The sequence below is a fragment of the Alterinioella nitratireducens genome, assembly GCF_013155465.1.
GTDB classification, from domain to species: domain Bacteria; phylum Pseudomonadota; class Alphaproteobacteria; order Rhodobacterales; family Rhodobacteraceae; genus Alterinioella; species Alterinioella nitratireducens.
In genome coordinates, this window is record NZ_JABJVX010000003.1 from 257,661 (window position 1) to 270,490 (window position 12,830).

Genomic DNA, 12,830 nt, shown 5'->3' on the forward strand with positions numbered 1-12,830 from the left:
ATCTCAAACTGAAGGAGCCAGTGGCGCGGGACCGGCCCGAGGCCGGGGGAAGGCGGCGCGCGCCGCCATGAGGGACGCGCCGTCGATGGCGCTTGTCTCGCGCGGGGATCGACCCCGCGCATCCCCTACCCCTCCTGGCTCTCGCCCACCTGCGCCACGCGGGCGCCCGCCTTGTTCGTGGTCACGACGCCGAGCGATTTCAGCTTGCGGTGCAGCGCGCTGCGCTCCATCCCGACGAAATTGGCGGTGCGGCTGATATTGCCGCCGAAGCGGTTGATCTGGGCCATCAGGTATTTGCGCTCGAAAAGCTCGCGGGCCTCGCGCAGCGGCAACGTGGTCAGACCGGTGGACAGCGCCACATCGTCATCGCCCGCCTCGGCCACCTGCCCCGGCAGGTCGCGCGCCTCGATCGGGCCGGTTCCATCGCCCAGGATCAGCACGCGTTCGATCACGTTGCGCAATTCGCGGATATTGCCGGGCCAGCGCATGGTTTGCAGCATCGCCTCGGCATCCGGCCCCAACGCGCGCAGGGGCAGGCCCTGGTCGCGGTTGAACCGTTCGATGAAATGGCGCGCGAGGTCGGGGATGTCCTCGCGCCGTTCCTCCAGGCTCGGCACGTCGATCGGCACCACGTTCAGCCGGTGATAGAGCTCCTCGCGGAAGCGTCCGGCGGCGATCTCCTCGGTCAGGTTGCGCGTGGTCGAGGACACGACCCGCAGGTCGACGCGCACCTTGGAGGCCCCGCCGACGCGGGTGAAGCTCTGATCGACCAGCACGCGCAGGATCTTGGACTGGGTGCCAAGCGGCATGTCCGCGACCTCGTCGAAGAAGATCACGCCGCCATGCGCCTGTTCCAGCAAGCCCTGTTCGACGCCGCGCTCCGGGCTTTCGCGGCCGAACAGCACCTCCTCCATCTGCTCGGGGATGATCGAGGCGGAATTGACCGTGACAAAGGGCGCATCGGCGCGGGCGGAATGGGCGTGGATGTAGCGCGCCGAGATCTCCTTGCCCGATCCCGGCCCCCCGGTCAGCATCACCCGTCCATTGGATTTCGTCACCTTGTCGAGCTGGCTTTTGAGCAGCTTGAAGGCCGCGCCGCCGCCGATCATCTCATCCCCGCCGCTGTCCTGGCGGCGCAGGGCCGAGTTCTCGCGGCGCAAGCGGCTGACCTCCATCGCGCGGCGGATCACCACCATGAGCTGGTCGATATTGAAGGGCTTTTCGATGAAGTCGAACGCGCCTTGCTTGATCGCCGCGACCGCGATCTCGATATTGCCATGGCCCGAGATGATCACCACCGGCACGCCGGGATTGTCGCGTTTGACGGTAGACAGGATGTCGATCCCGTCCATGTTGCTGTCTTTCAGCCAGATATCGAGGATCATCATGCCGGGCGGCTCGCGCGTCAGTTCCGCCATACATTCGTCCGAGTTCGAGGCCATGCGGGTCGCAAAGCCCTCATCCTCAAGGATATCGCAGATCAACTCGCGGATATCGCGTTCGTCATCGACAACCAGAATATCGCTCAACTTTCCTCTCCCTCTTGCTCCGTGAGGCGCGGCAGCACGACCCGCGCCGCAGCCCCTTGATGCGCGCCCTCGGAAAACGGCTCCGCATCCAGCAGCTCAAGTGCGCCGCCATGTTCCTCGATGATCTTCTTGACGATGGGCAGGCCAAGCCCGGTGCCTTTCTCGCGCGTTGTCACGTAAGGTTCGAACAGGCGCGAGCGGTCGGGCGGCAGGCCGATGCCATTGTCGCTGATGGTGATCTCGACCGTCTCCGGGGCCAGCGCCATCTTGATCCTGAGCTCCGGCTCATGCCCCTCGGGCGCGCCTTTTTCCTGCAGGGTTTCAATGGCTTCTCCGCCGTTCTTGATCAGGTTTGTCAACGCCTGAAGGATCATGGTCGCGTCGATCTCGGCGGGGACGGGATGATCGGGGATGTCGGTGACAAAGCGGATATCGGGCTGGCCCGCCTCCTGCAGGGTCACCGCGTCGGTCAGCAGTTGCGCGATGTCGTCGGGCGCGCGCTCGGGCTCGGGCATCCGGGCGAATTTGGCGAACTCATCGACGATGCGGCGCAGATCGCCGGTCTGGCGCACGATCACGCCGGTCAATTCGCGCAGCTTCTCGGCGTCGGCCTCCTCCAGCAGGCGACTGAACTTGCGCTGCACCCGCTCGGCCGACAGTTGGATCGGCGTCAACGGGTTCTTGATCTCATGCGCGATGCGCCGGGCCACGTCGCCCCAGGCCGCCATGCGCTGCGCACTGACCAGGTCGGTCACATCGTCGAAGGCCACGACGTAGCCCTCCAGCGCGTCATCCTCGTCGCGGCGCATCGACATGCGCACCAGCAGGCTTTGCTGGGTGCCGCCACGGGTGATCTTGGTCTCCTCCTGCACCACCTGGGCGCCGCGCCCGCGCAGTTTCTCGAACAGCGCCGCAAATTCCGGCACCGCGACCGACAGGGTCAGCCCGTGGTCGCGCGCCTCGACCAGGTCGAGCAGCTTGATAGCGGAGCGGTTCATGAAATCGACCCGGCCCTCGGCGTCCAGCCCGATCACGCCCGAAGTCACCGAGGTCAGCACGCTGTCGAACTGCCGCCGCCGGGTTTCGGTTTCCTCGTGCTGTTCGATCAACGCGTCGCGCTGGCCCTTCAATTGCCGGGTCATCTGATTGAAGAGACGGCCCAACATGGCGATCTCGTCCTCGCCCGCCTCCTCGGGCACGCGCACGTCAAGATCGCCGATCCCCACCCGCTGCGCCGCGCCCGCCAGACGGCCCACCGGGCGCGACAGGCGTTCGGCGAACCACAGGCCAAGCCAGATCGCAGCCAGGATCAGGATCACGGCAAAGCCCAGGTAGATCAGGCCGAACTGGAACAGGAACTGGCCCCGTTCGCTCTCCAGTTGACGGTAGAGGCCGACGGTTTCCTGTGTCTCATCGAGCAGCGCGATGATCTGGCCATCGACCTCGCGGCTGACATAGAGGTAGCGGTCGGCGAAGGCGTCCAGCCGGATGAGGGCGCGGAACTCGTTCACGTCGCGATCCTCGATCAGCACCGTCTCGCCGGCGGCGGCGCGGGCCAGATCCTCCTCCGAGGGCTGTTCGAAATCAAACAAGTAGCTGCGTTCGCCGCGCGCCTGGATTTCGCCCACCCCGTCGATCACGAAGGCCTCGCGCAGGCCCCGCTGGATCGCCTGCTGGCCCTGGCTGAGCAATTGGCGCAGGTCGCCATCGGCCAGGAACGGCGTCGCGCGGCGGTTGATGTCGAGGAACTGCGCCAGCGCCTCGGCATCGGCGGCCAGATCCTCGCGGTGTTCTTCCTCATAGGCATAGGCGGCCTCGACGGAATGGCCGAGCGCCGAGCGCACCCGGTCGGAAAACCAGCCCTCTAGCCCCAGATTGACGGTGATCGTGGCGAAGACGGCGATCAGGATGGTGGGCAAGAGCGCGACCAGCGCGAAGACACCCGTCAGCCGCAGGTGCAGGCGCGATCCCGCCGACCGGGCGCGGCGCGCCGCCACCATCTTGGTCACGCGGTAGAGGACAAGGGCCGCCACCACGAGGATATAGACCATGTCGGCCAGCAGAATCAGCCGCAGCGCGGGCGAGGTGGAGGTTTCGGCCAGCGGCCCGAGGATGAAGAAGGTCGACAGCGCCAGAACGGGGCCCAGGATGACCAGTCCGAAGGTGCCGATGGTCCGCCATTTCCGGCGCAATCTCAACGACATCAGCCGCATTAACGGAGAAGTTGCCTCACTCTGCGCCGGGGTATCCACCCAAATGCCTCACCAAATATGGGGCAATAGACCTGCCCAAACCGCCAAACCTTGACGCGCGCCCGGACCCTGTATCCAGAGGGCAACGCACCTGTTGCGGTTTTACATCAACTTGCGGCGGCGTGTCACGCGAATATCCAGATCGCTGATCTTCTTGCGCAGCGTATTGCGGTTGATGCCAAGCAGGTCGGCGCATTTGGCCTGGTTGCCGCCGGTCGCCTCCAGCGCGATCTCGATCAGCGGTGTCTCGACCTCGCGCAGGATGCGGGGGTAGAGGCCGGGGGGCGGCAGGTCGCCGCCATGCAGGTCGAAATACCGTTTCAGGTGCCGCGCGACCGAGGTCGACAGCTTGTCGCCATTGCCGCCGTTATCGGGTTCCGTCGCGGTCGCGGGGCCGAGGACACCCGCCACGTCGCCCCTGGAGATTTCCTCGGCGGGGCTGGTCACCATCAGGCGGCGCACGGTGTTCTCCAGCTCGCGCACATTGCCGGGCCAGGGATGGGCGCGGATCCTCTCGGCGGCGTCTTTCGAGAACCGGCGCGGGGCCAGCCCGCCCTGTTCGCCGCGGGCCAGGAAATGATCGGCCAAGAGCGCGATGTCATCGACACGCTCGCGCAGGGGCGGCACCGCCACGGTGATGCCGCCAAGCCGGTAGAACAGATCCTTGCGGAACGTGCCCGCCTTGATCCGGGCCGCAAGATCGGCCTGGCTGGTCGCCAGGATGCGCGGCCCGTCAGGCCCAAGCCCGTCCAGCATCCGCACCACCCGTCCCTGCGCGTCATCATCGAGGTCGCCCACCTCATCGAAGAGCAGCGCGCCCCCCTCGGCCCGGTCGAGCAGATGCGCGGGGCCCTCCGCCGCATTCAGATCGCGCGGGCGCACCACCACGAAGGGCCGGTTGCGCCGGTCGGAAAAATCGTGGATCGCGCGGGCGATGAGGCTTTTCCCAGTGCCGCTTTCGCCGGTGATCAGCACCGGCAGATCGGTGTTCATTACCTTGGCGACCAGCCGGTAGAGCGCCTGCATATTGGCGCTGCGCCCGATCAGGGGCAGGTCCTGGCTGGCCGTCGGCTCTTCGTTGCGCGGCTCGGGCGTGGGGGCGCGGCGCTTGATCTCCAGCGCGCGGGCCGCCCGTTTCATCAGGTCGGGCAGGTCGAAGGGCTTGGGCAGGTAGTCATAGGCCTCCTTCTCGGTGGCGCGGATCGCGGTCACGATGGTGTTCTGCGCCGAGATGATGATGACCGGCAGGCCGGGCCGGGCCGCAGTGATCTTCGGCAATGTCTCCAGCCCGTTGCCATCGGGCATGACCACATCCGAGATCACCAGGTCGCCCTTGCCCTCCTCGACCCACCGCATCAGCGTGATCAGGCTGGCCGTGGCATGAACCTTGCAGCCCGCCCGCGTCAGCGCCTGGGTCAGCACCGTGCGAATGGTGCGGTCGTCATCGGCGACCAGAACGGTGCCATCCATCAGGTTTCTCCTTCTGCAACGGGCAGCGATACGCGGAACACGGTCCGGCCGGGGCGGCTTTCCACGCCGATCCAGCCGTCATGATCGGCGATGATCTTCGAGACCAGCGCCAGGCCAAGCCCGGTGCCGTTCTCGCGCCCCGACACGAAGGGCTCGAAGATGTCGGCGGCGATCTCGGGGGACAGGCCGGGGCCGTCATCGGCGATCTCGACCTGCAACGGAACATGCGCGGGCCGACCATCCTTGCGGCTGACCTTGAGACCGGGCTCATAGAAGCTGCGCAACCGGATCGTGCCACCCTCTGCGCTGGCCTCTGCGGCGTTCTTGAGCAGGTTGAGGAAGACCTGCTGCAACTGGTCCGGGTCGGCATAGGTCAGCGGCAGCGACGGGTCATAAGCATCGGTGATCTGCATATGCGCGGCGAACCCCACCGCCGCCGAGCGTCGGGCGCGGTCCAGCACGTCATGCAGGTTGACGGGCGCGCGGGCGGGGGGCGAGACGTTGCCGAACTCCTCGACCTGGTCCAGCAGGGCGACGACGCGGCGGGTCTCCTCGACGATCAGGTCGGCCAGGTCACGATCCTCGCCGCTCAGCCCCTCGGCGATCAGTTGCGCCGCGCCGGATATGCCTGCCAGCGGGTTCTTGATCTCATGGGCCAGCATCTCGGCCATGCCGATGGCCGATTTCGCCGCCGTCTTGGCCGAGCGCCCGCGCGTCAGCCGCCGCGACAGGGCGCGGGATTCGAACAGGATCAGCACGTCATCGGCATCGCCCACCGGCGCGATCTGCACATCGCAGAGCTCCGCCGGTTTCGCCCCCGTCGCCACCGAGACCGCGTTGAGGTAGAGCGGCGCGCGCCCCTGGCGGACGCGGGCGATGGCGTCGTCCAGACCGGGCTCGACCGTGACCCGCTCGGCCAGGGCCGCACCGGACAGCCAGCGCGACGAGATGTTGAAGAAGGATTCGGCGGCCGGGTTGACCTCGCCGATCAGGCCGGTGGCGGTCACGATCATGCCGGGGATCGGCAGCGAGGCCCAGATGGCGGCGTGATCGCTCATGCCGCGGCCAGTTCGGGCAGGGCCTGCGTGACGCTGCGGATCACATGGGCCGGGTCGGTCGCGGTCAGCACCTCGCGGCGCAGGGCCGGGTCGGCGCCCTCCAGATACCAGCCCAGATGCTTGCGCGCGACGCGCAGGCCAAGATCGAGGCCGTAGAAGGACAGCATCGCCTCGTAATGGTCCACGATCATCTGCGCCAGCGCGGCCCCGTGCGGGATTTGCGGCGCGGGCGCGCCAAAGAGGTCATGCGCGATCTGCGCCAGCGCCCAGGGCCGACCTTGCGCGCCGCGCCCAACCATCACGCCATCGGCGCCCGAGCGGTCCATCGCTTCCCGCGCGCTGGCGCTGTCCGTGATGTCGCCATTGGCGATCACCGGGATGCGCACCGCCTGACCCACCGCACGGATCGCGTCCCAATCGGCGGCCCCCTTGTAGAACTGGCACCGGGTGCGGCCATGGATCGTGATCATCTGCACGCCCGCATCCTCGGCCCGCCGCGCCAGATCGGCGGCGTTGAGGCAGCTTTCATCCCATCCAAGCCGTGTCTTCAGCGTGACCGGCACATTCACCGCGCCGACCACCGCCTCGATGAGGGATAGCGCGTGATCCAGGTCGCGCATCAGGGCCGAGCCCGACAGGCCGGTCGTCACCTTCTTGGCGGGGCAGCCCATGTTGATGTCGATGATCCGCGCGCCGCCCGCCTCGGCCATGCGGGCGGCCTCGGCCATCCAATGCGCCTCGCGGCCCGCCAGCTGCACCGCCGTGTTCGCCGCCCCGAACCCCAGCTCGGCGCGGGCGCGGACGGAGGGTTTGGCCTCCACCATCTCCTGGCTTGCGACCATCTCGGACACGACCAGCCCCGCCCCGAAACGCGTGACCAGGTTGCGGAACGGCAGATCTGTGATCCCGGCCAACGGGGCCAGGAGCACGGGCGGGCTGAGCCTCCGATCTGCCAGTGAAATCGCCAAATGCCTAATCCTTGTGCAGCCGCCGCCAGATTTACGCGCGTTCGGTCCAGAGTGCAAAGGTTCTGGGGCAGGTTTCGCGCGCGTTCCGGATATGCCCAAAAATGAGGCACCCTGCCGCGCCGCCTGCCCCCTGATTGTGCCTTGCGGCAATTCCTCCTATCACGGAGGGCATGAGCGACACCGCCCCCGATCCCTCCCTGCCGCGCGCCGCTGCCCTGATCGTGGCCGCCGGACGCGGCACGCGCATGGGTGGCGAACTTCCAAAGCAATATCAGGTGCTTGGCGGTGAAGCGGTGCTGACCCGGACGATCCGCGCCTTTTCGGAACATCCCGCCATCGGGGCCGTCGTGATCGTGCGCCACGCCGATGATTCCGACCTCTGCCGGGCCGCCCTGCCCCGTACCGGGACGCCCCTGATCGAGGTGATCGGGGGGGCCACCCGCGGGGCCTCGGTCAAGGCGGGGCTGGCGGCGGTGCCGGAGGGGGTGGCCCATGTCCTCATCCATGACGGCGCGCGGCCCCTGGTCTCTGCCGCGACAATCTCGGACGTGCTTGCGGCGTTGCGAACGAGCCCCGGTGCCGCACCGGGGCTGGAAGTCACCGATGCGCTTTGGCGCGGCGATGCCCATGTCACCGGCTTTGCTGCCCGTGACGGCCTCTTCCGGGCGCAAACGCCGCAGGGCTTCGACCTCGCCGCGATCCGCGCCGCGCATGAGGCCCATGACGGCCCCGCCGCCGATGACGTGGAGGTTGCCCGCGCCCACGGGCTGGACGTGGCCATCATCCGCGGCGATGAAGACAATCTGAAACTGACCCGCGCGGGGGATTTCGCCCGCGCCGAGGCGATTCTGAAGGCAAGGACAATGCTGGACATCCGCACCGGAAACGGCTTCGACGTGCATCGCTTCGGCCCCGGCACCCATGTCATGCTGGCGGGCATTCGCGTGCCGCATACGCGCGGATTGCAAGGCCATTCCGATGCCGATGTCGGGCTGCATACCGTCACCGACGCGATCTACGGCGCCCTGGCGAAGGGCGATATCGGCCAGCATTTCCCGCCCTCGGACCCGCAATGGAAGGGTGCCGCCAGCCACATTTTCCTGACCCATGCCGTCGATCTGGCGGCGGGCGACGGCTTCACCATCACCCATGCCGACCTGACGCTGATCTGCGAGACCCCCAAGATCGGCCCGCACGCGCCCGCAATGCGCAAGGAACTGGCCCGCCTTCTGCGCGTCGATACGTCCCGCGTCTCCGTCAAGGCCACGACCAGTGAACGCCTCGGCTTCACGGGCAGGGGCGAAGGCATCGCCGCATTGGCCACCGTCACATTGGTGAAATCATGACCCGCCTCATCACGACCTTCTTCTATATCGGCCTTCTGCGCCCCGCCCCCGGCACCTGGGGCAGCCTGGCCGCGATTCCCGCCGCTTGGGGGCTGCATGCCATCGCAGGGTTTCCCGCGCTTTTCCTCGGCACGGGGCTTGTCGCCGCCCTCGGCTGGTGGGCCACGACCGAGGAGATCCGCGACCGCGCCGACAAGGATCCCGGCGAGATCGTGATCGACGAGGTCTTGGGCATGTTCCTGGCGCTCTGGCCGGTCTCCTACGGCGCGATGATGGCGGGCGCGGGCCTCTTCACGCTCTGGCCCGGTGTCGTCACGGCCTTCCTTGCCTTCCGGTTCTTCGACATCGTGAAACCCGGCCCTGTCGGATGGGCCGACCGCCAGAAAGGCGCCATGGGCGTGATGGCCGATGACGCGATCGCGGGCGCGCTGGCCTCGCTGGTCGTCGCCGTGCTGGCCGTGATCGCGCATGGGGTGATGCGATGAGCGCCGAGGCGGTCCTGGAGGCGCTGATCGCGCGCGGGCTGATGCTGGCGACGGCGGAAAGCTGCACCGGCGGCATGATTTCCGCAGCGATCACCGATGTGGCGGGCAGTTCCGCCGCGTTCGACCGGGGTTATGTCACCTATACCAATGCCGCCAAGACCCAGATGTTGGGCGTCGCGCAGGCCACGCTGGCCGCCCATGGCGCGGTATCCGAGGAGGTCGCGCGCGAGATGGCGGCGGGCGCGCTGGAGCGCTCGGGTGCCGGGATCGCCATTGCCGTGACCGGCATCGCGGGCCCCGGCGGGTCCGAGCACAAGCCCGAGGGCCGCGTCTGTTTCGGCCTCGCCACCGGGGCGGGCACCCGAACCGAAACCGTCGAGTTCGGCGCGATCGGGCGCGCGCAGGTGCGCCGGGCAAGTGTCGATCACGCGCTGGCGCTGGTGCTGGCGGCCCTCTCCGACTGACCCGCCGCGCGCTGCACGAGGCTTGCCACCTCTCGCAGCTCACCCTCCATCGGGGTCGTCTTGCGCCAGATCATGCCGATGGTCCGCGATGGGCGCGGTTCTGCGAAGCGCACGATATCGACCGGGGCGGCGCGGCCCTCGACCGCCACCGCCATCTCCGGGATCAAGGTCAGCCCGAGCCCCGCGCCCACCAGTTGCACCAAGGTGGTCAGCGACGAGCCATCCAGCCCGTCCTTGGGCACCGGCGTCTTGAGATTGCAGAAGCTGATCGCCTGGTCGCGGAAGCAATGGCCTTCCTCCAGCAGCAAGAGCCGCATTTTCGCCAGCGCGGCACCATGCGGCACCGGTTGGCCGGCCTCGGTGCCGGGACGGACCAGCAGGAAATCCTCGTCGAAAAGCGGCAACTCGCGGAAGGCGGGTTCGGAGACGGGGAGCGCCACGATGGCCGCATCAATCGCGCCCTCGCCCAGTTCCTGCAACAGCCTGGGCGTCAGCGTCTCGCGCATATGCAGGTCAAGACCGGGGCGTGCGGCAGTGAGCAGCGGCAGAAGCTGCGGCAGGAGATAGGGCGCAATCGTCGGAATCACCCCAAGGCGCAATCGGGTCAGCCCCTGCCCCGACCCCGTGCGCGCCTGGTCATGCAGATCCTCGGCAGCCGACAGGATCGCGCGCACACGCGGCAGCAGATCAGCCCCGAAGGCCGTCACCCGCACCGCGCGGGCCCCGCGTTCGACCAGCGCCGCGCCGAAGGTATCCTCCAACTCGCGTATCTGCACCGACAGGGCGGGTTGCGAGATCGCGCAGGCCGCCGCCGCCTGCCCGAAATGGCCATGCCGGGCGAGCGCATCGAAATAACGCAACTGTTTCAGTGTGAAGGTTTTCATAACCCCACCCTATCGCTCCAATGAAAAAATGCAACTTAGCCCTCGCGGGAAAATCCGCTATGCAATGGGCAAAGACAGATCAACCAGTATCCAGGGAGGACCGAGACATGGACGGCAACAACATGGGCAAATGCCCGGTGATCCATACGACAAATTCCGGCAGCGCAACGCGGCAGTGGTGGCCCGATCAGCTCAACCTCAAGATCCTGCACCAGCATCAACCGGCGACGAACCCGCTCGGCGAATCGTTCGACTATGCGGAGGCGTTCAAGAGCCTCGACCTCGATGCGGTCATCGCCGATCTGCACGCGCTGATGACCGACAGCCAGGACTGGTGGCCCGCCGATTACGGCCATTACGGGCCGTTCTTCATCCGCATGGCCTGGCACAGTGCGGGCACCTATCGCTCGGCGGATGGGCGCGGCGGGGCGACCTCCGGTTCGCAGCGCTTCGCACCGCTCAATTCCTGGCCCGATAACGTCAACCTCGACAAGGCGCGCCGCCTGCTCTGGCCGATCAAGAAAAAATATGGCGCGGCTTTGTCCTGGGCCGATCTGATGGTGCTGACCGGCAATGTCGCGATCGAAAGCATGGGCGGCAAGACGCATGGTTTCGCGGGCGGTCGCGTCGATGTCTGGGAGCCCGAGGAGGATATCTACTGGGGCCCCGAGACCGAATGGCTGGCCGATCAGCGCTATACCGGCGACCGGGAGCTTGAGAACCCGCTGGCCGCCGTGCAGATGGGCCTCATTTACGTCAACCCCGAGGGGCCGAACGGCAACCCCGATCCGGTCGCCTCGGGCCGCGATATCCGCGAGACATTTGCCCGCATGGGCATGGATGATGCCGACACCGTCGCGCTGACGGCGGGCGGGCATACCTTCGGCAAGGCGCATGGCGCGGGCGATCCGGCGCTGGTGGGCGTCGACCCCGAGGCGGAAGGTCTCGCCGCGCAGGGCCTGGGTTGGGCCAGCCGCCACGGCGCGGGCTTCGGCGTCGATGCCATCGGCAGCGGCATCGAGGGCCCCTGGACCGCGAACCCGACCAAGTGGGACCAGGGCTATTTCGACGTGCTTTTCGGCTATGACTGGCAACTGACGAAGAGCCCCGCGGGCGCGCATATCTGGGAAGCGGTGGACCTCCGCGAGGAGGATCACGCGCCGCAGGTCGATGGCTCGGGCACGCCGGTCAAGCTGATGATGACGACCGCCGACATGGCGATGCGGATGGACCCGGACTATGAGAAGATCTCGCGCCGCTACCACGCCAACCCCGAGGAATTCACCGAAGCCTTCGCCCGCGCCTGGTTCAAGCTGACCCATCGCGACATGGGGCCGAAGACGGTCTACCTGGGCCCGAAAGTGCCCGAGGGCGATCTGCTGTGGCAGGACCCGATCCCGGCGCTGGATCATGAGGTCGTGGATGATGGCGACATCGCGGACCTCAAGGCGAGGATCCTGGACAGCGGGCTTTCCGTCGCGGACCTCGTCTTCGCGGCCTGGGCCTCGGCCTCGACCTTCCGCAATTCCGACCGGCGCGGCGGGGCCAATGGTGCCCGCATTCGCCTGGCCCCGATGAAGGATTGGGAGGCGAACGAGCCGGAGCGCCTGGCCCGTGTGCTGGACAAGCTGGAGGACATCCAGACCGCGTTCAACGATGCGCAATCGGGGGACAAGCGGGTTTCGATGGCCGACCTGATCGTGCTTGGCGGTGTCGCGGCGGTGGAAAAGGCAGCCAGGGATGGTGGGCATGACGTGTCCGTGCCCTTCCGCCCCGGCCGCATGGATGCCAGCCAGGAGCAGACCGACGAGGAAAACATCGGCTGGCTGGAGCCGCATTCGGACGGGTTCCGCAACTACCAGAAGGCCGATTACACGGTGCCCGCCGAGGGGCTTCTGGTGGACAAGGCGCAGCTTCTGGGCCTCAGCGCACCCGAGATGACGGTGCTGGTCGGCGGCATGCGGGCCCTCGGGGCCAATCATGGCGGCACGTCCCATGGCGTTTTCACCGACCGCCCCGGCACGCTGACCAACGAGGTCTTCGCCAACCTCTTGGACATGTCCACGGTCTGGCACGCCACCAACGAGGCCGAGACCGAGTTCGAGGGCAAGGACCGCAAGACGGACGCGCCGAAATGGACCGGCAGCCGCGTCGATCTGGTTTTCGGCTCCAACTCGCAATTGCGCGCGATTGCCGAGGTCTACGCATCAGAGGATGCGGGCGGGAAATTCGTCAGGGATTTCGTCGCCGCCTGGACCAAGGTGATGGAGGCCGACCGGTTCGACCTGGCCCTGGACTTGGCCTGACGATTGGCGCGCCCGGGGGGACCCCCTCGGGCGCGCTTTTTTTCTTGGAGAGCCGCTGAACGTCGCCC

Annotated in this window: 10 protein-coding genes; 4 read left to right on the top strand and 6 right to left on the bottom strand. The window is 67.4% G+C overall.

What is annotated here, in order from left to right:
• Positions 1–125: 125 nt before the first annotated feature.
• The 5 genes from ntrX to dusB form a co-directional block, all read right to left on the bottom strand.
• Complete coding sequence (gene ntrX, locus HNS34_RS06910) at positions 126–1,529, bottom strand: nitrogen assimilation response regulator NtrX (protein WP_172319314.1); 1,404 nt, start codon at positions 1,527–1,529, stop codon at positions 126–128.
• Entirely contained in the window at positions 1,526–3,742 is a 2,217-nt protein-coding gene (locus tag HNS34_RS06915) for a sensor histidine kinase NtrY-like (protein WP_172319315.1), read from the bottom strand. The genes ntrX and HNS34_RS06915 overlap by 4 nt, the downstream gene beginning before the upstream one ends.
• 141 nt (positions 3,743–3,883) lie before the next feature.
• Positions 3,884–5,251: a response regulator gene (locus tag HNS34_RS06920; protein ID WP_172319316.1), complete on the bottom strand. Its 1,368-nt coding sequence runs from the start codon at positions 5,249–5,251 to the stop codon at positions 3,884–3,886.
• Positions 5,251–6,309 (bottom strand): two-component system sensor histidine kinase NtrB, encoded by a 1,059-nt coding sequence (locus tag HNS34_RS06925; RefSeq protein WP_172319317.1) that lies wholly within the window; start codon positions 6,307–6,309, stop codon positions 5,251–5,253. The genes HNS34_RS06920 and HNS34_RS06925 overlap by 1 nt, the downstream gene beginning before the upstream one ends.
• Positions 6,306–7,277, bottom strand: coding sequence for a tRNA dihydrouridine synthase DusB (gene dusB / locus HNS34_RS06930; protein ID WP_172319318.1), 972 nt, complete (start codon positions 7,275–7,277; stop codon positions 6,306–6,308). The genes HNS34_RS06925 and dusB overlap by 4 nt, the downstream gene beginning before the upstream one ends.
• Positions 7,278–7,447: 170 nt before the next feature.
• Here dusB and HNS34_RS06935 point away from each other — a divergent pair, with 170 nt between their 5' ends.
• Genes HNS34_RS06935 through HNS34_RS06945 form a run of 3 tightly spaced genes read left to right on the top strand, consistent with a single transcriptional unit; the run spans position 7,448 to position 9,572 of the window.
• Positions 7,448–8,623 carry a bifunctional 2-C-methyl-D-erythritol 4-phosphate cytidylyltransferase/2-C-methyl-D-erythritol 2,4-cyclodiphosphate synthase gene (locus HNS34_RS06935; RefSeq protein ID WP_172319319.1) on the top strand — a complete coding sequence of 392 codons (1,176 nt, stop codon included), beginning with the start codon at positions 7,448–7,450 and terminating at the stop codon, positions 8,621–8,623.
• A complete protein-coding gene (locus tag HNS34_RS06940) occupies positions 8,620–9,108 on the top strand; it encodes a phosphatidylglycerophosphatase A family protein (protein ID WP_172319320.1) in 489 nt (162 codons plus the stop codon). Before HNS34_RS06935 ends, HNS34_RS06940 begins: the two co-directional genes overlap by 4 nt.
• Positions 9,105–9,572 (top strand): CinA family protein, encoded by a 468-nt coding sequence (locus HNS34_RS06945; RefSeq protein WP_172319321.1) that lies wholly within the window; start codon positions 9,105–9,107, stop codon positions 9,570–9,572. Before HNS34_RS06940 ends, HNS34_RS06945 begins: the two co-directional genes overlap by 4 nt.
• Here the strand turns inward: HNS34_RS06945 and HNS34_RS06950 are convergent.
• Positions 9,533–10,456 (bottom strand): hydrogen peroxide-inducible genes activator, encoded by a 924-nt coding sequence (locus HNS34_RS06950; protein WP_172319322.1) that lies wholly within the window; start codon positions 10,454–10,456, stop codon positions 9,533–9,535. The genes HNS34_RS06945 and HNS34_RS06950 overlap by 40 nt on opposite strands.
• A 107-nt stretch (positions 10,457–10,563) precedes the next feature.
• Between HNS34_RS06950 and katG the strand changes: the two genes are divergently transcribed.
• Positions 10,564–12,762 carry a catalase/peroxidase HPI gene (katG, locus tag HNS34_RS06955; protein ID WP_172319323.1) on the top strand — a complete coding sequence of 733 codons (2,199 nt, stop codon included), beginning with the start codon at positions 10,564–10,566 and terminating at the stop codon, positions 12,760–12,762.
• The last annotated feature ends 68 nt before the right edge of the window (positions 12,763–12,830 follow it).

Coding starts and splice junctions, on each gene's coding strand:
- HNS34_RS06915 (WP_172319315.1), bottom strand. CDS start 3,742: ATGCGGCTGATGTCGTTGAGATTGCGCCGGAAATGGCGGACCATCGGC.
- HNS34_RS06920 (WP_172319316.1), bottom strand. CDS start 5,251: ATGGATGGCACCGTTCTGGTCGCCGATGACGACCGCACCATTCGCACG.
- HNS34_RS06925 (WP_172319317.1), bottom strand. CDS start 6,309: ATGAGCGATCACGCCGCCATCTGGGCCTCGCTGCCGATCCCCGGCATG.
- HNS34_RS06935 (WP_172319319.1), top strand. CDS start 7,448: ATGAGCGACACCGCCCCCGATCCCTCCCTGCCGCGCGCCGCTGCCCTG.
- HNS34_RS06940 (WP_172319320.1), top strand. CDS start 8,620: ATGACCCGCCTCATCACGACCTTCTTCTATATCGGCCTTCTGCGCCCC.
- HNS34_RS06945 (WP_172319321.1), top strand. CDS start 9,105: ATGAGCGCCGAGGCGGTCCTGGAGGCGCTGATCGCGCGCGGGCTGATG.
- HNS34_RS06950 (WP_172319322.1), bottom strand. CDS start 10,456: ATGAAAACCTTCACACTGAAACAGTTGCGTTATTTCGATGCGCTCGCC.
- katG (WP_172319323.1), top strand. CDS start 10,564: ATGGACGGCAACAACATGGGCAAATGCCCGGTGATCCATACGACAAAT.